The sequence below is a fragment of the Streptomyces sp. TRM68367 genome, assembly GCF_014495685.1.
Lineage (GTDB): Bacteria > Actinomycetota > Actinomycetes > Streptomycetales > Streptomycetaceae > Streptomyces.
Window position 1 is genome coordinate 24,324 of record NZ_JACTVI010000032.1, and the last position, 19,003, is coordinate 43,326.

General features: G+C 68.8%; 20 protein-coding genes and 3 pseudogenes. 16 read left to right on the plus strand and 7 right to left on the minus strand.

Going from position 1 to position 19,003, the window contains the following annotated elements; genetic code table 11:
• Positions 1-163: 163 nt before the first annotated feature.
• Positions 164-628: pseudogene (locus H8R17_RS21275) on the plus strand (hypothetical protein); the annotation flags it as partial.
• Between the two features lie 381 nt (positions 629-1,009).
• Positions 1,010-1,705 (plus strand): LuxR C-terminal-related transcriptional regulator, encoded by a 696-nt coding sequence (locus tag H8R17_RS21280; RefSeq protein ID WP_187824807.1) that lies wholly within the window; start codon positions 1,010-1,012, stop codon positions 1,703-1,705.
• A gap of 328 nt (positions 1,706-2,033) precedes the next feature.
• On the opposite strand, the gene H8R17_RS49320 is transcribed toward H8R17_RS21280, so the two are convergent.
• Positions 2,034-2,417, minus strand: a complete 384-nt coding sequence (locus H8R17_RS49320) for a hypothetical protein (protein ID WP_399477063.1) — start codon at positions 2,415-2,417, stop codon at positions 2,034-2,036.
• Positions 2,318-2,692, minus strand: a pseudogene (locus H8R17_RS21285) (Na+/galactose cotransporter); the annotation flags it as partial. The pseudogene H8R17_RS21285 and the gene H8R17_RS49320, both read right to left, overlap by 100 nt.
• 190 nt (positions 2,693-2,882) lie before the next feature.
• On the opposite strand from H8R17_RS21285, the gene galT reads away from it, so the two are divergent.
• From galT to galK, 3 genes are read left to right on the plus strand one after another with little or no spacing between them, the layout of a single operon-like run.
• Positions 2,883-3,944 (plus strand): galactose-1-phosphate uridylyltransferase, encoded by a 1,062-nt coding sequence (galT, locus tag H8R17_RS21290; RefSeq protein ID WP_187824808.1) that lies wholly within the window; start codon positions 2,883-2,885, stop codon positions 3,942-3,944.
• Positions 3,941-4,903, plus strand: coding sequence for a UDP-glucose 4-epimerase GalE (gene galE / locus H8R17_RS21295; protein ID WP_187824809.1), 963 nt, complete (start codon positions 3,941-3,943; stop codon positions 4,901-4,903). The genes galT and galE overlap by 4 nt, the downstream gene beginning before the upstream one ends.
• Before the next feature lie 28 nt (positions 4,904-4,931).
• Positions 4,932-6,095: a galactokinase gene (gene galK, locus H8R17_RS21300; protein WP_187824810.1), complete on the plus strand. Its 1,164-nt coding sequence runs from the start codon at positions 4,932-4,934 to the stop codon at positions 6,093-6,095.
• Between the two features lie 64 nt (positions 6,096-6,159).
• Here the strand turns inward: galK and H8R17_RS21305 are convergent.
• The 3 genes and pseudogenes from H8R17_RS21305 to H8R17_RS21315 form a co-directional block, all read right to left on the minus strand.
• Positions 6,160-6,534: pseudogene (locus H8R17_RS21305) on the minus strand (hypothetical protein); the annotation flags it as partial.
• A 369-nt stretch (positions 6,535-6,903) separates the two neighbouring features.
• Entirely contained in the window at positions 6,904-7,053 is a 150-nt protein-coding gene (locus H8R17_RS47135; protein WP_262505400.1) for a hypothetical protein, read from the minus strand.
• Complete coding sequence (locus H8R17_RS21315) at positions 7,037-7,204, minus strand: hypothetical protein (RefSeq protein WP_187824811.1); 168 nt, start codon at positions 7,202-7,204, stop codon at positions 7,037-7,039. The genes H8R17_RS47135 and H8R17_RS21315 overlap by 17 nt, the downstream gene beginning before the upstream one ends.
• Before the next feature lie 726 nt (positions 7,205-7,930).
• Between H8R17_RS21315 and H8R17_RS21320 the strand changes: the two genes are divergently transcribed.
• The gene (locus H8R17_RS21320) at positions 7,931-8,401 is read left to right on the plus strand and encodes a hypothetical protein (protein ID WP_187824812.1); all 471 of its coding nucleotides are present in this window, start codon (positions 7,931-7,933) and stop codon (positions 8,399-8,401) included.
• Positions 8,402-8,463: 62 nt separating this feature from the next.
• Here the strand turns inward: H8R17_RS21320 and H8R17_RS21325 are convergent, their stop codons facing one another.
• Positions 8,464-9,456, minus strand: coding sequence for an SMI1/KNR4 family protein (locus tag H8R17_RS21325; RefSeq protein WP_316959484.1), 993 nt, complete (start codon positions 9,454-9,456; stop codon positions 8,464-8,466).
• 220 nt (positions 9,457-9,676) lie between these two features.
• On the opposite strand from H8R17_RS21325, the gene H8R17_RS21330 reads away from it, so the two are divergent.
• From H8R17_RS21330 to H8R17_RS21370, 10 genes are all read left to right on the plus strand, one after another.
• A complete protein-coding gene (locus H8R17_RS21330; RefSeq protein ID WP_262505401.1) occupies positions 9,677-10,672 on the plus strand; it encodes an FAD-binding oxidoreductase in 996 nt (331 codons plus the stop codon).
• 57 nt (positions 10,673-10,729) lie between these two features.
• Positions 10,730-11,281, plus strand: coding sequence for a helix-turn-helix domain-containing protein (locus H8R17_RS49325; protein ID WP_399477050.1), 552 nt, complete (start codon positions 10,730-10,732; stop codon positions 11,279-11,281).
• A gap of 193 nt (positions 11,282-11,474) precedes the next feature.
• Positions 11,475-12,722, plus strand: a complete 1,248-nt coding sequence (locus H8R17_RS21340; RefSeq protein ID WP_187824815.1) for an ABC transporter substrate-binding protein — start codon at positions 11,475-11,477, stop codon at positions 12,720-12,722.
• Positions 12,723-12,792: 70 nt separating this feature from the next.
• Complete coding sequence (locus H8R17_RS21345) at positions 12,793-13,746, plus strand: carbohydrate ABC transporter permease (protein ID WP_262505402.1); 954 nt, start codon at positions 12,793-12,795, stop codon at positions 13,744-13,746.
• Positions 13,746-14,579, plus strand: a complete 834-nt coding sequence (locus H8R17_RS21350) for a carbohydrate ABC transporter permease (protein WP_223125318.1) — start codon at positions 13,746-13,748, stop codon at positions 14,577-14,579. Before H8R17_RS21345 ends, H8R17_RS21350 begins: the two co-directional genes overlap by 1 nt.
• Positions 14,580-14,681: 102 nt before the next feature.
• Positions 14,682-15,866: an ABC transporter ATP-binding protein gene (locus tag H8R17_RS21355; RefSeq protein ID WP_187824816.1), complete on the plus strand. Its 1,185-nt coding sequence runs from the start codon at positions 14,682-14,684 to the stop codon at positions 15,864-15,866.
• A gap of 725 nt (positions 15,867-16,591) precedes the next feature.
• Entirely contained in the window at positions 16,592-16,714 is a 123-nt protein-coding gene (locus H8R17_RS47145) for a hypothetical protein (RefSeq protein ID WP_262505403.1), read from the plus strand.
• A 136-nt stretch (positions 16,715-16,850) separates the two neighbouring features.
• Positions 16,851-17,081, plus strand: coding sequence for a hypothetical protein (locus tag H8R17_RS21360; RefSeq protein ID WP_223125319.1), 231 nt, complete (start codon positions 16,851-16,853; stop codon positions 17,079-17,081).
• Positions 17,078-17,824: a hypothetical protein gene (locus H8R17_RS47150; RefSeq protein WP_262505404.1), complete on the plus strand. Its 747-nt coding sequence runs from the start codon at positions 17,078-17,080 to the stop codon at positions 17,822-17,824. Before H8R17_RS21360 ends, H8R17_RS47150 begins: the two co-directional genes overlap by 4 nt.
• Positions 17,821-18,213, plus strand: a complete 393-nt coding sequence (locus tag H8R17_RS21370; RefSeq protein ID WP_316959485.1) for a hypothetical protein — start codon at positions 17,821-17,823, stop codon at positions 18,211-18,213. The genes H8R17_RS47150 and H8R17_RS21370 overlap by 4 nt, the downstream gene beginning before the upstream one ends.
• A 241-nt stretch (positions 18,214-18,454) precedes the next feature.
• On the opposite strand, the gene H8R17_RS21375 is transcribed toward H8R17_RS21370, so the two are convergent.
• Positions 18,455-18,913, minus strand: coding sequence for an N-acetyltransferase (locus H8R17_RS21375; RefSeq protein WP_187824852.1), 459 nt, complete (start codon positions 18,911-18,913; stop codon positions 18,455-18,457).
• Positions 18,914-19,003: the final 90 nt, after the last annotated feature.

The following is a 19,003-nucleotide window of genomic DNA, read 5'->3' on the forward strand; positions in this document are numbered from 1 at the left end:
ATCACAGGCCCGTCCGCCCTTGGGAACAGGGGCTGAGACGGGCCCGTGCCGTGTCCGCGGCTGGTGATAGAAAGGGCGACTGAGAACTTTCTGAGAACGACTCTGGGGCCCAACGCCCCTCAGGGCGTGGCTAAAAATCAGTGATCGAACGGGGGAGCCGCTGATGACTCAGCCGCCCAGTCAGCCACCGCAGGGTGGCTGCGGTGGCGGTTTCGGTGCCCCGCAGTCCCCACCGCCTCCGCAGGGCCCGCCCCAGGCACCGCCGCCTCAACAGGGCCCGCCGCAGCCGGGTTACGGCTATCCGCAGCAGCCGCCGCAGCCCGGTTACGGCTACCCGCAGCAGCCTCCGCGGCAGCCCGGCCCCTACGGGCAACCGGGGCCGTACACGCCGGGGCCGTACGCCTCCGGCCCGTACGGCCAGCCGCAGCAGCCGGGTCCGTATGGCCAGCCCGGCTACCCGCCCCAGCCGCAGTACCCGGGCGCGCCCGGCACCCCGCCGCCCGGCGGCTCCCGCAACCCCTTCAAGGGCCAGCCCGCCCTCGTCATCGCCGCCGCCGTGGCCGCGCTGCTGGTCATCGGCGGCACGGTGTTCGCCGTCAGCAGCGGCGACGACGGCAAGGACAACGAGATCCTCTACTCGCAGGGCCGGCTGTACATGGCCGACGTGTTCGCGAGCAAGCCGTCGAGTACGCGGGAGAAGGAGTACTTGGCAGTCGCGTTCGGCACGAGCTGACCTGTTCGGTTCTGGTACGGCCCCGTCCCTGTTCAGGGGGCGGGGCCGTTCGCGTGTTGCTCATCTACCGCTTGACTGGTGTCCATCACTGCTGAATGCGAGGAATTTCGGCGATCCGTGGCACTTCTCGCCGGTAGGGGAAGCGCGACGTCGAACAAGCGTGTAGCTTCCGGGGGCATGAAGAGCGGGGGAGCCGGGAGGGGGCTTTCGTCCGTGCGGACCAGTGGGCATCCATAGGGGATCGGAGATCCATTGGGGGGACTGGGGGGTTGCTCGATGGGAGTGCGGCTCATGGTGGTCGACGACCACCGTCTGCTCGCCGAGGCGCTGGCCTCGGCGTTGAAGCTGCGGGGGCACCGGGTGCTCGCCGCGGCGGCGCCCGCCGCGGGGGCGGCGGAGCTGGTGATCAGCCGGGCGCCGGAGGTGTGCCTGCTGGGGACGGCGACGCCGGCGGAGCCCGGGGCCTTTGATCCCGTGGCGAGAATCAAGCGGGAGCGGCCGCAGGTGGCGGTGCTGGTGCTGGGGCCGGTGCCGAGTCAGCGGGGGATCGCGGCGGCGTTCGCGGCCGGGGCGTCGGGGTATGTCCGCCATGACGAACGTATAGAGGGTGTCGAGCGGGCGATCATGAAGGCGAGGGCGGGCGAGGCGGCGGTCGCGCCGGCTCTTCTGCAGGGCGCGTTCAGCGAGTTGCTGAATCCGGCGGCCCAACCGGACGACGAAGGCCAACGCCTGCTGCAGATGCTGACGCCGAGGGAGGTCGAGGTCCTGGTCCGCGTCGCGGACGGCGAGGACACGCGCCTCATCGCCGCCGGCATGGGCATCGCACCCTCCACGGCGCGCACCCACGTCCAACGGGTCCTGATGAAACTGGGTGTGGGCTCCCGGCTGGAGGCGGCGGCCCTGGCAGCCCGGACGGGCCTCCTGGACCGAGCGGGTCCCATCCCACGGACGGCACCGGAGCCGGAGCGGTAGCCGGGTGCGGTGGGTTTTCGTCTGCGGGTTGTGTCGTACGCCTGCGGCGGCCTGTGCGGCTTCGGTGGGGGTGCGCGTAGCGCCTGCGGTGGGGTTGTGGGTCGGGGCCGCGCCGGGGGTGGGCCTTCCTCGGTCCGGCGATGTGGTCGGCTACGGGAGCTGCCGTTTGTTGACGCCGGCCGCTGCGGGCGGACACCCCCCGACACGTCCCCTTCCTGCCGTCGGCGACCGCGGGTCGGGTGGGCGCAGCGGCACCTCGTGGCGCCGGGCCGCGCACCACTCCGGCCAGCCCCCCCGCCCGGCGTCCTCAAAGTGAACGTCGGCCGGTTCAGTCCGCCGGCTTCTCGTCCGGCAGGACATCCGGCGGCGGCGGTGCTGTGGGCCTGAGCTTCAGCCAGGCCAGGAAGAACAGGCCGAGGAGAAGCATCCCCAGGCCGGTCCAGAGGTTGATGTTGACGCCCTCGGCCTTGTCGATGTCGGCGTCGGACGTCGTGAACCCGGCGATCGTGACGATGACGCCGTACACGACGAACACAGGTTCACGCCGGCGATGAGGATGGCCGCGAAGGCGAACAAGATCGAACTCAGCAGGTGCGCCGCCTTGTCGAAGCGCAGCAGCAGGAACTCCGGCACCGAGCGGACCTTGGAGCCGTAGTAGAACGGCATCATGACCAGGCCGAGGAAGACCATGGCGGGGATGGCGCCGATCCAGTACCAGTGCGTGGTGTAGACGCCGTACTGTGCGCTGTTGGCCGCCATGCCGAGGATCTCGGTGGCGCCCAGGTTGGCCGCGATGAACGCCAGACCGGTGACCCAGGCGGGCAGGGAGCGGCCGGAGAGGAAGAAGTCGAGACTGGTCTTCACCGAGCGGCGGGCGGCGAAGCCGATGCCGAGGACGACGACGAAGTAGATGCCGAGGATCGTGTAGTCGAGCCAGTTGGTCGGGAGCCGCAGCTCAGCTGCAAGTGGATCTGTGGGGGTCTGCATATGAACTCGCTTCGTTGCACGAACTGATCCGTGGCGGAACCTACGCCTCCGTGTTCAGAAACTGAACACGTCATATGGTGTTCTTTGTTCGATTGTGATCAGCCGGAGGCTGTCGAGGGCTTGTCGAGTTGTGGTGTGTTATGTTTGATTGTGTTGAGTGATTGGGTGGCGGGCGAATGAGGAGTCCGACGTGAAGAAGACCTCGACCCGGCTGGCCGACGGTCGTGAGCTCATCTACTACGACCTGCGGGACGACACCGTGCGCGACGCCGCCGACCGGCGCCCGCTGGAGCGGACCGTCACGACGTCCGAGGTCCGGCACGACGTGCTGCTCGGCGACTCGGTCGCCATCGCCTCGCACCGCCAGGGCCGCACCTACCACCCGCCGGCGAACGAGTGCCCCCTGTGCCCCTCCGAGGGTGACCGGCTGAGCGAGATCCCGGACTCGTCGTACGACGTGGTCGTCTTCGAGAACCGTTTCCCCTCGCTGGCCGGCGACTCCGGCCGCTGCGAGGTCGTCTGCTTCACCTCCGACCACGGCGCGGCCTTCGCCGACCTCACCGAGGAGCAGGCCCGCCTGGTGCTGGAGGCCTGGACGGACCGCACCTCGGAGCTGTCCCACCTGCCCTCCGTCGACCAGGTGTTCTGCTTCGAGAACCGGGGCGCCGAGATCGGCGTGACCCTCCAGCACCCGCACGGGCAGATCTACGCCTACCCCTTCACCACCCCGCGCACCGCGCTGATGCTGCGTTCACTGGCAACTCACAAGGAGATGACCGGCGGAGAGAACCTCTTCGACGCCGTCCTGGAGCGCGAACTCGCCGGCGAGCGGGTCGTCCTGGAGGGCGAACACTGGGTCGCCTTCGTGCCGTACGCCGCGCACTGGCCGTACGAGGTGCACCTGTACCCCAAGCGCCGCGTCCCCGACCTGCTCGCGCTCGACGAGGCGGCGCGCACGGAGTTCCCCAAGATGTATCTGGAACTCTTGAAGCGCTTCGACCGGATATTCGGGGAGGACGAGCCTCCGACGCCGTACATCGCGGCCTGGCACCAGGCACCGTTCGGCGCGCTGGAGGAGTTCGACGGTGTCGTACGCGAGGACTTCGCGCTTCACCTCGAGCTTTTCACCATCCGCCGCACTTCCGGCAAGCTGAAGTTCCTCGCGGGTTCCGAGTCCGGCATGAACGTGTTCATCAATGACGTGCCGCCGGAGCGCGCGGCCGAGCGACTGCGAGAGGTAGCGAGTTCATGAGTGGGAAGTACCTGGTCACCGGCGGCGCGGGGTACGTCGGCAGCGTCGTCGCCCAGCACCTGCTGGAGGCCGGTCACGAGGTCGTCGTCCTCGACAACCTCTCCACGGGCTTCCGCGAGGGCGTGCCGGCCGGCGCGACGTTCGTGGAGGGCGACATCCGTGACGCCGCCAAGTGGCTGGACCCGTCGTACGACGGTGTGCTCCACTTCGCTGCCTTCTCCCAGGTCGGCGAGTCGGTCGTGAAGCCCGAGAAGTACTGGGACAACAACGTCGGCGGCACCATGGCCCTGCTGGCGGCGATGCGCGACGCGGGCGTCCGCAAGCTGGTGTTCTCCTCCACGGCGGCGACGTACGGCGAGCCGGAGGAGGTCCCCATCGTCGAGTCGGCACCGACCTCGCCGACCAACCCCTACGGCGCCTCGAAGCTCGCCGTCGACCACATGATCACCGGCGAGGCGGCCGCCCACGGACTCGGTGCCGTGTCGCTGCGCTACTTCAACGTCGCGGGCGCGTACGGCGAGTACGGCGAGCGCCACGACCCCGAGTCGCACCTCATCCCGCTGGTGCTCCAGGTCGCCCAGGGCCGGCGGGAGGCGATCTCCGTCTTCGGCGACGACTACCCGACGCCGGACGGTACCTGCGTCCGCGACTACATCCACGTGGCGGACCTGGCCGAGTCCCACCTGCTGGCCCTGACGGCCGCCACCGCGGGCGAGCACCTGATCTGCAACCTCGGCAACGGCAACGGCTTCTCGGTCCGCGAGGTCATCGAGACGGTGCGCCGGGTCACCGGGCACCCGATCCCGGAGGTCGTGGCCCCCCGCCGGTGCGGCGATCCTGCGGTCCTGGTGGCGTCGGCCGCCACGGCCCGCGAGAAGCTGGGCTGGAACCCGTCCCGCGCGGACCTCGCGGGGATCGTCGCGGACGCGTGGGAGTTCGCGCAGCGGCGCGGCAACTAGGACGTACGGAAAGGTCAGGGGTCAGGGCATGAGCGAGGCTGTGTCAGGGGCGGTCGCCGAGCGGTTCAAGGAGCTGTACGGGGACGGTCCGGAAGGGGTGTGGGTGGCGCCGGGCCGGGTCAACCTGATCGGCGAACACACCGACTACAACGACGGCTTCGTCATGCCGTTCGCGCTGCCGCACATCACGGTCGCGGCGGTGTCGCGGCGCGAGGACGGCGTACTGCGCCTGCACTCCGCGGACATCGAGGCCGGTGTCGCCGAGTTGCGCCTCGACGCCCTGGCCCCGCAGTCGGACAGCGACTGGACGGCGTATCCGGCGGGCGTGGTCTGGGCCCTTCGCGAGGCGGGCCACCAGGTCACCGGCGCGGACGTCCACCTCACCTCGACGGTGCCGACGGGCGCGGGCCTGTCGTCCTCGGCGGCCCTGGAGGTCGTCGTGGCACTGGCGTTGAACGACCTCTTCTCCCTCGGCCTGAAGGGCTGGCAGCTGGCCCGCCTGTGCCAGCGCGCCGAGAACGTCTACGTCGGCGCCCCCACCGGCATCATGGACCAGACGGCATCGGCGTGCTGCGAGGCGGGCCACGCCCTGTTCCTCGACACCCGGGACCTCTCCCAGCAGCAGATCCCCTTCGACCTCGCGGCCGAGGGCATGCGCCTGCTGGTCGTCGACACGCAGGTCAAGCACGCCCACAGCGACGGCGAGTACGGCAAGCGCCGCACCGGCTGCGAGAGGGGCGCGGCGCTGCTGGGCGTGGACGCCCTGCGGGACGTGCCGTACGCCGACCTGGACGCGGCACTGGAGCGCCTGGGCGACGAGGAGGAAGTCCGCCGCCTGGTCCGCCACATCGTCACGGAGAACCACCGGGTGGAGAAGGTCGTCTCCCTCCTGGAGTCGGGCGACACCCGCGCGATCGGCCCGGTCCTGGTCAAGGGCCACGCCTCGCTGCGCGACGACTTCCGCATCTCCTGCCCGGAACTGGACCTGGTCGTCGACACGGCTCTCGCCGCCGGCGCCCTGGGCGCCCGCATGACGGGCGGCGGCTTCGGCGGCTCAGCGATCGTCCTGGCGGAGACCGCCGACGTGGACACCATCACGAAGGCCATGGAAGAGGCGTTCGCGGCAGCGGACTTCACGGCACCTCGGGTGTTCGAGGCGGTGCCTTCGGCGGGGGCGCGGCGGGTGCGGTGACGTAACCGCGCGGCTGAGCGCCCTCGCCGTTCCGATGACGGCGCTCAGCGCGCATACGGTTGACTCACCCATTGACCGCCTGGATCTCCTGAACCGGCACCTCGGTGGTGGTGGCGAAGGTGCCGTTCGGCAGTTCGCCGCCCGTGCCGCCTGCGCCTTCCCAGGTGATCGCCCAGGTCAGAGTCGCCTTGAGCGGGTAGGACCCATTGCCCGACGCCTTCAGATACGTCACACCGCACGGCGGCGCTTCCTCGGCCTTGCCTCGCGCGTACGGCTCTCCAATCGAACCGTTCAAGGTCGAGGGCAGCTCCAAGCCCAAAGAAGGCGGTCCAATCACCTCCGCCTCCGTGGACTGGGGGTCCTCGTTGATCGCGCACTCGCCCGACGCCGGGAATGTCTCCGCGTCGTCCGTGCCTGGATCGATGGAAGCCCGTTCCGGTCACGGCCAGCCTGCCCGGTACCGGCCTGTGGGCGACCACAACCGCGACACCGGTGAGCTTGCGGCCCGGTACAAGGAAGGCCATCCCTACAAGGACTTCAACGTCGACAAGAACGACAAGGGCATGTGGTGGGTGGCCGTCAAGAACCCTGAGATGGAGGATGACCCTGCGGCCAAGAAAGACGTAACTGTCGGACGAAGTCTTGGTCCCCTGCACGGCGGCCGACGTCTTGTCGAACACCGTCACCTGGCGGTCGTAGTAGCGCAGGGTTCCAGCCCAGCTGACGTTCTTGGCGATGTTGTTCTTGGCGTAGTCGTAGACACCGGTCAGCGCGGTGTCTGTGTAGTAGAAGGCCATGCCGGACTTCTTCATGTCGCCGTAGGCATGGCCTGCCACACCGTGCTGACGGCCCGTTCCTTGTCCGCCAGGATCGCGTCCTTCTCGGCGTCGCCGGTCTCGCGGTCCTCGAAGACCATCTCCATGTCGCCAGGAAGCTTGATCTCAGCCTGCGGTTTCACCCCGGTCGTCCCACACCTCGCCGACCCGCCTGCGGGCGATCAGCCAAACGTCCCACTCCGACTGCGCCGCCTCCAGCTCGGCCTGCAACTCCTCCACCCGCTTCCGGGCCGCACGTTCCCGCTCCTCCAGCCGCCCCAGCACCGACGCCATCACGCACCTCCAGCACGCCACCTCAACGGACGCACCGGACCTACCTCCCCCACCTCGGCATCATGCCTGAGCAGTACAAACTCAGTCATCACACTCGGTTTCGAGAAGCCCTCTAAGCCCGCAAGGCCGGTAAGTCTTCCGCTGAGGCAGCTACGGTGGCGGCTGACGCGCCGGTGGCGGACCTGGTTCCCTGGCGCTCGGACGAGCCGGTCGGCACGGACTACATGAACCGCACCGATGCGTGCGTGAAGAGCATCGGGTCGGGGACCCTGGCGTTCGTCGACACGGAGGATGCGACGATCGGCTCCGCCACCTTTGATTTCGAACAGCGCATCAAGACGTACCCGAACAAGGGCGCTGGTGGGCCGACGACTTCGACAACGCGGCAGGCGACAACGCCTACTGGGACGCAAGCGACTGCAATGCCTGCACCGACGGCAGGTGGGGCACTCGCGCGACAACTTGGAACGGGCAAGGAGAGAATCGACCTTGGCTGGTCGGTGACCGCGAGCGTGGACGCCAGTAGCACCGCGACCGCGACGGCGGACTTCGGGACCTCGAAGATTCCAAACATGCGGGAGCTTGCGCCGCGCTGCGACGACATCGTCGGGGTTCGGCGCCGGGCTGTGTGCTGCGTACTACTGGTACATGCAGCAGGTGCTGCCCGATCACGCCGGCTCAAAGCGGTGGGACTCGCTGACGCACTACCTGGGCCCGGACACCCCGGTGAAGAACAGCGCCGGCAGTACGTGGACGTCAGACAACAGCGTCGTGTGTGGTACCAGCTCCTCCTGGAGCGTGCACCCGCCCGATGCTTCGGTGGGGACGGTCGATTGTGACGAGTTCGCGACGGCCTCGACGCACGAGTCCGGCGGCTACCCGGGGACCACGGCGAAGCCGAACCCGAACCTGGTGAAGAAGGGCACCGAGTGCGCCCAGTTGTTCACCGACAAGATGGGTGACGGTTCGGCGAACTTCGGCATCCTTGCAGACACCCGCACGGCGACGAAAGGGCCGACTGGTACGGAGCGTTGCGGGCGTGCAGCAATCCCGCGCGTGCAGAACCAGATGGCGTTCAACGGGTTCCCGGCCCCGGCGTGGCGGATGCTGGACGGTGACGGCTTCTTCGTGACTCTTCCCGGATTCGAGCACTGCACGTCAACCGCGACTACCTGCACGTGGCGCAAGATCGGCTGACGTGCCAGCAGGCGAAGCAGGGGGGCCAGCCCGCAGGGCTGCCCCCCCCTGCTCTTCCGTGGTCAGCCGGTCAGGGGCTGCCACCGGTCTTCCTGTGCCGGGTCGATACTGCTGAGCCACACCAGCGCCCCACCGATCAGACCGGGCTTGTCCCGGGTGGCCAGGGCGGGCGCTTCGAGCATGTCTGCAGCCTCTTCCAGGTAGGTGACCAACGTATCCAGCACTTCGCCAGGGCCTTCGTTGTAGCGCGACCAGCGGCCCAGGTAGCCGCTCGCAGCGTCCAGGTACAGGCCCGAGGTGCTGTCAGCCGGGCCCAAGGCGACAACCGGAATCCAAGTTGCCTTCCACACGGTCATCCGGTCGTCTTCGAAGCGGTCGGTGTTGAGGGCGTCCTCGCGGGCCTGGGCGTCCATCATCAGCCGGTAGAAGGCTGCCACGGCATCCAGGGGCATCAGCGCCCGATTGCCCGGGAGACATCCCCAGCCATCACCCCCGTCGTCGCCCGCCGTCAGCAGCCAAAGGGCCTGCAGTTCAACAGGTATCTGAATGCCGAGGTCCTCTTCCAGGGCGGCGATGGCGGCGGGGCCGGCGCCCGTGCGGAGCGCAGCGTAGGAGTCGGGGGCATTGTGCTTGAGCCAGCCGGTGATGCGCCGCCACGCATCGGCGACTTCCCGTACGGTGACCGCGGCGGCAACAGGGTCGGCAGGCTGGTCTCGGTCCTGCTCCTGCTCCTGGTCCTGGGCGTCCGTGGAGGGCTCGGTGGAGGGGGTCGCCCTCAGAAACCGGATCTCGATCCGGTCCGGCTCGCGTATGTAGCCGACCGACAGGTCTGGGCAGTCCTCGAACATGTCGCCGTGAACCGTCACGGTCAGGATGCCGGGCAGCCCTGAGGGCCAGCCCATACCAGGGTCGTCCGCCAGCTGGCCGGCCAGGGCCTTCAACGCGTAGGGAACGCCTGCCCCGAGTTGGGCGGCGATGTCACGTACGTCCGGCTGGATTTCGACCTTCACAGCCTGGTGCTCCTTGCCGGTCAGATGGAGGACGGTGCCCCTCACGCAGTAGGCCCCCGGCGCTCACCGGCGGGTGGTGCGGGCGTCCTGCCATGCGGGGGTAATCCAGGCGGTTATGGGGTGCTCTGGGGGCAGCTGCTAGTGTCCCGCGAAATCTCGTTTACGGGCAGTCGTCGGTCAGCGGGCGTCGACCCACCAGGCCGCGCGGGCGGACGCTGCGGACGCTAAGGTCGTGAACGTGTTGAGCCCACCGGTGAGTAGGGACTTGGTCGTCGTCGGCGCCGGCATTGTCGGCGCATCGGTGGCCTATCACGCCGCCCGGGCGGGCGCCACCGTGACGTTGGTCGACGCCGGGCGGCCAGGCGCCGGCGTGACGGCGGACTCGTTCGCCTGGGTCGGAGCGTCTGGCGTGCGTAAAGGTCCGGCCGCCGGGCTGCGGGCCACCGCAACGGCGGAGTACCACCGACTCGGGGCCGAGTTGCCGGGACTCCCGGTGACCTGGTCCGGCTCGCTGAGCTGGACCAGGGAGGACAGTGCGCCGGACGCCGGGCCCGGGCAGACGATCGTGGACGCGGCCACCGTGGCGACGCTCGAGCCCACCCTTCGGCAGCCTCCAGAGTGGGCTGTCTGGGCGCCGGATGACGGCGCTGTTGACTCGGTGGGCGTGACCGAGCGGCTGGTCGCGGGCGCTCGCACCCATGGAGCTCGGGTACATCTAGACACGCCGGTTACCGCGGTCCGCCGGGATACAGCGGGCCAGATTGCCGGGGTTGAGACGGCAGCAGGATCCCTCTCCGGTGCGACGGTGGTGCTGGCGGCCGGAGTTGCCACGGCCGCGCTGGGCGCGCCGCTCGGCGTGCGCGTCCCGGTCGAACCGTCGCCGTCGCCGCTGTTCCGGCTCCGCGCCCCGGCCGGTCTGGTCCGCACCGTGGTCAACACTGAGGACTTCGATCTTCGGCAGGTCGCCGCGGACCGGCTGATTGCCGCCGCGGACTCGCCCGAACGGACCCTTGCCGCCGTCCGGTCCACTTTCCATGGCGCCGGGATCGTCGAGCTGCTCAGCACCCGACTCGGAGTGCGCCCAATGCCGGCCGACGGTGAGCCGATCGTCGGCCCAGTCGCCGAGGTCCCCGGCCTCTACTTGGCGGTGATGCACTCGGCGGTCACGCTCGCCGCGGCCGTGGGCCGCCTGGTCGCGCGGGAGTTGGTCGACGGAACCGTTGAGTCGGCTCTGTCAGGTTGCCGCCCGGATCGCTTCTAATGGTTGTGCGTCGTTAGTTGCTTCACAGTCTGGTGGTCGGGATGATGGGTGCGGTGCATGGCTCCGTTGCAGCCTGCCCCGCTGGTGCTCTCGGAGCAGGACCGCTTGACGTTGAGGTCGTGGTCCCGCTCGAGGTCGATTCGGGCGGGGTATGTCGAGCGGGCGCGGATCGTGCTGGCGTGTGCGCAACCAGGCGCGGGAACGAGCTCGGTGGCGGCCGCGGTGGGCTCGACGCGGCCGACGGTGATCAAGTGGCGGGAGCGGTTCCGGGCGAGGGCGTCTTCCTGGCCCGCCCGCCCCACCCCCCTTCCGGTGGCCGCAACACCGAGGAAGGCTGGGAGTGCGCCCAGTACGCCGCCTTCCCCGACAGCACCGGCGCGGTCCTCGCCAGCGCCTGGGACCCGGAGGAGGGAGCGAGCTGCGCGATCTACTCCACGCACACAACACGGCCGACTGGCAGTGGACCCCGGAAGACTGCTCGGCGAGATGGCGTACATGCACCCATGTGTTGTGCAGGACCTCGGTGCGTACGCCAGCACGATCTGTCCCGCCCGGGTCCACCAACGGTTCGTTCCCCAAGCAGATAGTTACACCATTATGGGCATTTAGAGATGTATGTACTTGATGATGCTCTCCATACCGTTTAGCGTCCCCGGGGAAAAGAACCGCCGCGGGGTGCGAGTCCCGTGACCGTCGGCTCCTGAAGCGAGGTGTGGAGCGAGTGCACGCGAGGTCCGGCTTCCGGCTGGTTCCCAGTTCCCGGTCGGCAGTGGGAAGAGCGCGGCTCAGGAGGTCGCGACGGTTGCGGACGTTCGCCGTACTGCCGCTGCTCGCGTCGGTGCTCGCCGGCTGCGGCGGTGACGACGCGGGGGACGGTCGGATCACCCTGAACTGGTACAACTTTCCCGACGACTCCGGCGCGCTTCAGCAGGCCGCCGACAAATGCAGCCAGGCGTCCGGCGGCCGCTACCGGATCATCTACAACAGGCTTCCACGCGCCGCCGACGGGCAGCGAGAGCAACTGGTGCGCAGGCTGGCGGCCGAGGACACCTCGGTCGACATCATGGGCCTGGACGTCACGTGGGCCGCGGAGTTCGCGGAGGCCCGCTGGATCCGCGAGTGGACCGGGCGAGCGAAGCAGCAGGCGACCGAGGGCACCCTGCGCGTACCGCTGCAGACCGCCACCTGGAAGGACAAGTTGTACGCCGTCCCGTACAACACCAACACACAGCTCCTCTGGTACCGCAACGACCTGGTGCCCAACCCGCCCAGAACCTGGGCCGAGATGCTGGACATGGCCCGCGACCTCGCCCAGCAGGGCAAACCGCACTACGTGGAGATCCAGGGCGCCCAGTACGAGGGCCTGACCGTCTGGTTCAACAGCCTGATCAACAGTGCGGGCGGCTCCATCCTCAACGAGGACGCCACCGAGCCCTCTCTCGGCCCGCCCGCCGTGCGGGCCGCCCAGATCATGCGCGACCTCGCGAACTCCCCGGCCGCGGACCCCTCCCTGCCCAACCAGATGGAGGACCAGAACCGCCTCGCCATGGAGTCCGGGGTGGCGGCGTTCGAGATCAACTACCCGTTCGTCTATCCGTCGATGAGGGCGAACAACCCGGAGTTGTTCAAGAACTTCCGCTGGGCGCCCTACCCGAGAGTCGACGCCGACCGCCCGTCGCGCCCCACCATCGGCGGCATCGACCTGGCCGTGAGCGCGTACTCGCGCAACCCCGGGCCGGCCTTCGAGGCGGCCCTGTGTCTGCGCAACCGGGAGAACCAGCTCAGGGCCGCGCTCACGGGGGGCCTGCCGCCCACGATGCGCGGTCTGTACGACGAGCCGTCGTTCATCAGGGACTACCCGTTCGCCAAGACGGTGCTGGCGGCTCTGGAGTCGGCGAGCGTGCGCCCGATCACTCCGGCTTATCAGAACGTGTCGATCGCGGTTTCCCACACGCTGTCTCCCCCGGCCGCGATCAGTCCGGAGAGCTCGGTCGACACCATCAGAGAACAGATCGACCAGGCTCTTGAGTCCGAGGGTGTGATCCCGTGACCCACCACCTCCCGCACTGTCCCGCCCGCCCGCGCCTCAGTGCGTGGGCCTCCTCCCCCTGCCGCCTGAGATGAGTATGCAGGCGGAACCGGCCGGGGCACCGCCGCCCCCCGAGGCCGAGCAACTGCGGAAGGACCAGGCGGCACTGTCCGCGGGTGCCCGGCAGGAGCGGCGGCTCGGCTGGCTGCTGTGCGCGCCGGCCGTCATCGTCATGGTGGCCGTGACCGCGTATCCCATCGGATACGCCATCTACCTGTCGCTCCAGCGATACGACCTGCGCTTCCCCGCCCAGGCGGAGTTCGTGGGTCTCAGCAACTACGGGGCGGTGCTGTCCTCCCCGTTCTGGTGGGACGCCTTCTGGGTGACGCTGTTCATCACCGCGGTGTCCGTGGCCATCGAGCTGGTCCTCGGCATGGGGCTCGCGCTGGTGATGCACCGTACGATCTTCGGCCGCGGCACCGTGCGCACGTCGGTCCTCGTCCCCTACGGGATCGTCACGGTCGTCGCCGCGTTCTCCTGGCAGTACGCCTGGACACCGGAGCTCGGATACCTCGCCGAGCTGCTGCCGAGCGGTGAGGCCCCGCTGACCGAACAGTGGCCGGCCCTGTGGCTGATCATCCTCGCAGAGGTGTGGAAGACCACCCCGTTCATGGCCCTGCTGCTCCTCGCGGGCCTCGCGCTGGTCCCCGAGGAGACCCTGAAGGCTGCCATGGTCGACGGGGCCAATGCCTGGCAGCGCTTCACCAAGGTCGTAGTGCCGCTGATGAAGCCGGCGATCCTGGTGGCGCTGCTGTTCCGCACCCTCGACGCGTTCCGGATCTTCGACAACATCTTCATCCTGACCTCGGGAGCCCAGGGGACCGGCTCCCTGTCGATCCTCGGCTACCACAACCTGTTCACCGCGCTGAACCTGGGCATCGGGTCGGCGATCTCCGTGCTGATCTTCATCTGCGTCGGGATCATCGCCTTCGCCTTCATCAAGCTGTTCGGTGCGGCCGCACCCGGCGCGGAGGTGAAGCGCTGATGGCCGCTGTGGGAAAGGCACACGCCACCCGTTGGGCAGTCGTGAACGTGGTCGTGGTGCTGTACGCGCTGTTCCCGGTGTGGTGGATCGCCGCGTTGTCGTTCAAGGATCCGAGCACGCTCACGGACGGCAACTACATCCCCACGAAGTGGACCTGGGAGAACTACCGGGGCATCTTCGACACCTCCGAGTTCACCCGCGCCCTCATCAACTCCATCGGTATCGCGCTGATCGCGACGGCGATCGCGGTGGTACTGGGCACCATGGCCGCCTACGCGGTGGCCAGGCTGCGGTTCCCCGGCAAGCGGGTGCTCATCGGCATGTCGCTGCTGATCGCCATGTTTCCCCCGATCTCGCTGGTGTCACCTCTGTTCAACATCGAGCGGATCCTCGGCCTCTTCGACACCTGGCCCGGGCTCATCATCCCGTACATGACGTTCTCCCTGCCGCTGGCGATCTACACGCTGTCCGCGTTCTTCCGGGAGATCCCCTGGGATCTGGAGAAGGCCGCCAAGGTGGACGGCGCCTCGCCGGCGCAGGCATTCCGGCTGGTCATCGTGCCACTGGCGGCGCCGGGCGTGTTCACCACGGCTATCCTGGTCTTCATCTTCTGCTGGAACGACTTCCTGTTCGCGATCTCGCTGACCTCCACGGAGAACGCACGTACCGTGCCGGCCGCGATCGCGTTCTTCACCGGTAGCTCGCAGTTCCAGCAGCCCACCGGGTCGATCGCCGCGGCGGCCGTGGTGATCACCATCCCGATCATCATTTTCGTCCTGCTCTTCCAGCGGCGCATCGTCGCCGGACTCACATCCGGAGCGGTCAAGGGCTGACCGGGGCCACCGTTGCCGGCCGGTCGCCGGTCCGCAGCCACCCGATCCGCGACACCCCGGAGCCGGAAGGCAAGAAGGCAAGAAGGCAAGGAGGCACCACCCATGGCCGAGATCACCCTTGAGGGAGTCACCAAGCGTTTCCCCGACGGAGCCCTCGCCGTGAAGGACGTGGACCTCGACATCGCCGACGGCGAGTTCGTGATCCTTGTCGGGCCGTCCGGCTGCGGCAAATCCACCACCCTGAACATGATCGCCGGCCTTGAGGACATCACCGAGGGCACGTTGCGCATCGGTGACAAGGTCGTCAACGACCTCACTCCCAAGGACCGCGACATCGCGATGGTGTTCCAGAGCTACGCCCTGTACCCGCATATGAGCGTCCGGGAGAACGTGGGCTTCCCCCTGCGCCTGGCCAAGGTCGACAAGGCCACCGTCAACAGGAAGGTCGAGGAGGCCGCCCGCGTACTCGGCCTGACCGAACACCTGGACAGAAAGCCCGCCAACCTCTCGGGCGGCCAGCGCCAGCGGGTGGCCATGGGACGGGCGATCGTCCGCGATCCCAAGGCCTTCCTGATGGATGAACCGCTGTCCAACCTGGACGCCAAGCTCCGGGTGCAGATGCGCACCCAGATCTCCCGGCTGCAACGGCGCCTGGGCACGACGACCGTGTACGTCACGCACGACCAGACCGAGGCCATGACGCTCGGCGACCGGGTCGTGGTCATGCGACAGGGCCTCGTCCAACAGATCGGCACACCCGCACAGCTCTACGACCACCCGCGCAACCTCTTCGTCGCGGGCTTCATCGGCTCCCCCGCGATGAACTTCCTGACGGCGACCCTGGAGGACAACACTCTCCGCTCACCCTTGGGCGAGCTGCCGCTGGACGACCGTACGCGCCAGGCACTGGAACGGCAGAACGCACCCCGCGACGTCATCGTCGGCCTCCGGCCGGAGGCCTTCGAGGACGCGGCCCTGGCACACGAACGAGGCCGCCCCCGCTTCACCGCCACCGTGGACGTCCTCGAGTCGCTGGGCTCCGACGTGTTCGTCTACTTCACGGCGGAGGGCGCGGCCGCGAAGTCGTCCGAACTCGAGGAACTGGCCGCGGACGCCGGCGTGCGTGACACCGGCTTCGAGGCCGCCCCACAAGTCGTGGCCCGCCTGGACGCCGCCACCCGCGCCCACGAAGGGGAACCCGTGGAGCTGCGGGTCGACATGGGCAAGGCGCACGTGTTCGACCCGGGTACCGGGGCGAACCTTACGCACCCGGAACGTGCCGCTTGAGTGGTCGGCGCTTTGGTGAATCTCCGCTGGAACGGCTGTGCCGTGGCATTGCAACGGTCTTCGGTGCTCGGCTCGGAACCGAATTCCGGACCTCACTGAGGTCCGTGAAGTCGATGGGCGAGACGACCATGAGCAGCTGCCGGTCGATCCCCAGCCGCTGGAGTAACTGACGGGGGCGTCGCTGTCTGCCAGCATCGAACGCGAGGCGGCTGATTCCTGGGCCGTCCCTGGGCCGTCCCGGGGTCCCTGGCCCGGCCGCCCGGTGGGCCACGACGGCACGCTTTACAGGGACCGCTAAAGGACCGCCACACGGTCGAACGCTGCATCAACAAGATCAAGGAGCGGCGGGGACCGGCCACCCGCTACGACTGTGAGGATGAGCGGGTGCCGCCCCGGGCGGCGGGTCTGGCCCGCGGTACGACTGGCCTCGGTGCCTTGGTTTTGATCTGCCGACCGCCGTTCGAGGCGGCGCGTGCTGCCGCCGGAACGGTGGGCGTGTCCCGATAGGGGCCTTCGCGACAGGCACCGTCACAGTCCTGACCGCCACACCGGCCCGGCGTCGGCCACCGGTGTTCCCGAAGCCCTCAGGAGACAGGCACGCCGAAGGCGATGACGACGCGGCTGCGAGTCCCGGACACGCCGCCTGACGTCCCGGTTGGCCAGCTAAGGAATCGGCGTCACGCGACTCCGAAGCCGTCTGCGCCACCTGCCCCGTCAAACTGCTCATGGCCTTGGCCGATGCAGATCGTTACGGCCGCGACCTGACGGCGGACGGTGCGGTCGTCTGGGGCGAGATCGACACAGATGCGGCGGAGAAACTCAATGACGGCTCGCTTGATGGGAGTTGATCAGATGGCCCGCGTGATCGTCCGTGTACTGGACCGCATCCGAGGCCTCCTCGTTCCGCGCGGAAGGCATCGCGCGGTGGCACCCTCGCTTCCCTTCGTGCCGCCGAGGCGACCCTTGGGGGCGCCCGTTATTCAGGTGGTGCTCCCATCCGGTGTGCCTCGTACCGCGCTCGCCCCGACCGTCCGCCCCTGGTACGACCCCATCGACGGCGCCTCCACCCCCCTCGTCCGCCCCTACCTCACCGCTCACGAGCGCGAGGAGAAGGCCCGCATCCAGCGCCTGCGCCGCGACATCCTCTGGTGTGCGACGTACCGCGTAGACCTGGACACCCGGGACATCCACGCCTTCCTGGGGGCGGCGTCATGAGCGGTGACGAGACCCACGTACGGCTCCTGCCGTGGACCGGTGCTCAATGCCAGCCCTCCCTCCTCCTCACGGGCGCAGACGGCGGCCCCGTCTCCCGGCTGGCCGGCCGGATCGAGGACGCGCGGCTCGGGTTCGCGGACCGACTGCTCGGCCGGGCGCGGGACGCCCTTGCGGGGTGTGAGGCGGACGGCGGTGAATTCGCCGTGCTGGCGGTGCTGTTGGCCGATGCGCTCGGAGACGCGCTGTGTATCGCCAGGACCCGAGGGGAGTGCGTCGGCGGGGCGGACGGAGGCCAGTCGGTGCCGTCGCTCCTGGCCGTCGTCCGCGACGCCCTGGTGCGCAGCCCGGCCGAGCCCCTGAGCCTGGCCCTGCTCACTCTCCCCGGCCGCGACCTCACCTCCGGATGCGTGGACGTATACGTATGCGTGTACGCCAGGAGTAAGCTGTGCCGCCGGGACAGCACATCAGCGAGCAGAAAGCAGCCGATCATGGCAGATGTCACCATCCGGGCCCAGGCCGATACGCGGGACAGGCTTGCCGCCGTCGCCGAAGCCGAGGGGATGAGCCTGCGCGCCTGGCTCGACCGGCTCGCCGAGAGGGTCAGGACTCCTGCCGAGCGTGCCGAGGAGGCGGAGCGCACGCGGCAGATTCTCATGGGATGGACCGGCTATGACCCTGCCGTGTCCGACCCGCAGGCCGATGCGCTCATCGCCCGCCGTATCGCGGAGGCTACGTCAGCGTGAACGATCTGAACGACCTGCACATCGTGATGGACACCGGTGCGCTGGTCGCCCTGAGCGGTAATCCGCTGGTGTCCCGGCTGGTCTACCAGGCCACCAGCGGCACGGGAATGCGCCTCCATGCGGCAGCCTGCGCACTGGTGGAGGCAGACCGGCGGTATCCGGGAGTTGCTGAACACGTCGCCCAGCTCCCGGCAGTGGACATCGTCCCCCTGGACCTGTCCGCAGCCCTGTCCCTGACCGGTACTGACGGGTGGGGGCAGCCGCACACACAGCACGTGGCCCAACCGTCGGCGGAACGTCCTCGGGGTGCGGTGGTGGCAACCGTCACCCCCGAGGAATGGAAGGGCTGTCCGGTGCGGCTGCTCCCGCTGACTCCAGACGAATACTGAGCAGGTTCACTGCCGCGGTCGTCGAAGGAGGCTCCCGTACCACTCAGCCTGATCACGGGCACGAGCTGATCCCACGGCCGGAACGAACCCCCGACGCGGTCGCGTCGCCCTTGCCCGCATCGCTCCCATCGGCTCGGCGAGATGGAACGCCACGAGCAGGCACTCACAGCCGCTATCGAAGGCAGCGGGGACGACTGACACATGTTGCCCGGACCGCCGAGCCCGGCTCGATCGGCTCTGCTCAGCGCAGCAGCCGTTTCGTCAGCGTGTACTCCGTGATCCCCGGCGGATAGTCCGGGATCACGCACACCACCTCGTAGCCCTGCTTCGTGTAGAAGTCCGGGGCCTGGAAGTCCCAGGTCTCCAGGCGGGCCGTGCGGCAGGAGCGTTCCTCGCGGGCCAGGTGTTCCGCCTTCGCCAGGAGGCGGGAGCCGAGGCCGGCTCCCCGGTGGTGTTCGGCCACCCACAGGTATGTCACGTGCAGCCAGGTCGCCCAGGTGTGGCCGACCAGGCCGCCGGCCAGGTCGCCGGCCCCGTCGAGGGCCCAGACGTGCAGGGGAGCTTCGCGTTCGTCACCGGTGCCGCGCAGGGCGCGCAGCAGCGGTGACGCCTTCGTGTTCGTTTCGCGTAGACGGGTGCGGAGCAGATCGCGCCGGGCTTTGTCGACTGCTGTCTCAAAACGAAACATGCGGCTCACCATAAACGCGCTGGACTGCCAGTTCTGCAAACAACCTTCCGCTCCTGGCCCCCGGCCGTACTCTGATGAACAGCACCGGTGGGGGCCGGTGCC

Bases quoted from the DNA above. Each gene is read 5' to 3' on its own strand.
- galE (WP_187824809.1), top strand. From the start codon at position 3,941: ATGAGTGGGAAGTACCTGGTCACCGGCGGCGCGGGGTACGTCGGCAGC.
- H8R17_RS21355 (WP_187824816.1), top strand. From the start codon at position 14,682: ATGGCCGAGATCACCCTTGAGGGAGTCACCAAGCGTTTCCCCGACGGA.
- H8R17_RS21315 (WP_187824811.1), bottom strand. From the start codon at position 7,204: ATGGCGTCGGTGCTGGGGCGGCTGGAGGAGCGGGAACGTGCGGCCCGG.
- H8R17_RS47150 (WP_262505404.1), top strand. From the start codon at position 17,078: ATGAGCGGTGACGAGACCCACGTACGGCTCCTGCCGTGGACCGGTGCT.
- H8R17_RS49325 (WP_399477050.1), top strand. From the start codon at position 10,730: ATGGCTCCGTTGCAGCCTGCCCCGCTGGTGCTCTCGGAGCAGGACCGC.
- H8R17_RS21350 (WP_223125318.1), top strand. From the start codon at position 13,746: ATGGCCGCTGTGGGAAAGGCACACGCCACCCGTTGGGCAGTCGTGAAC.
- H8R17_RS21345 (WP_262505402.1), top strand. From the start codon at position 12,793: ATGAGTATGCAGGCGGAACCGGCCGGGGCACCGCCGCCCCCCGAGGCC.
- H8R17_RS21280 (WP_187824807.1), top strand. From the start codon at position 1,010: ATGGGAGTGCGGCTCATGGTGGTCGACGACCACCGTCTGCTCGCCGAG.
- galK (WP_187824810.1), top strand. From the start codon at position 4,932: ATGAGCGAGGCTGTGTCAGGGGCGGTCGCCGAGCGGTTCAAGGAGCTG.
- H8R17_RS47145 (WP_262505403.1), top strand. From the start codon at position 16,592: ATGGCCTTGGCCGATGCAGATCGTTACGGCCGCGACCTGACGGCGGAC.
- H8R17_RS21375 (WP_187824852.1), bottom strand. From the start codon at position 18,913: ATGGTGAGCCGCATGTTTCGTTTTGAGACAGCAGTCGACAAAGCCCGG.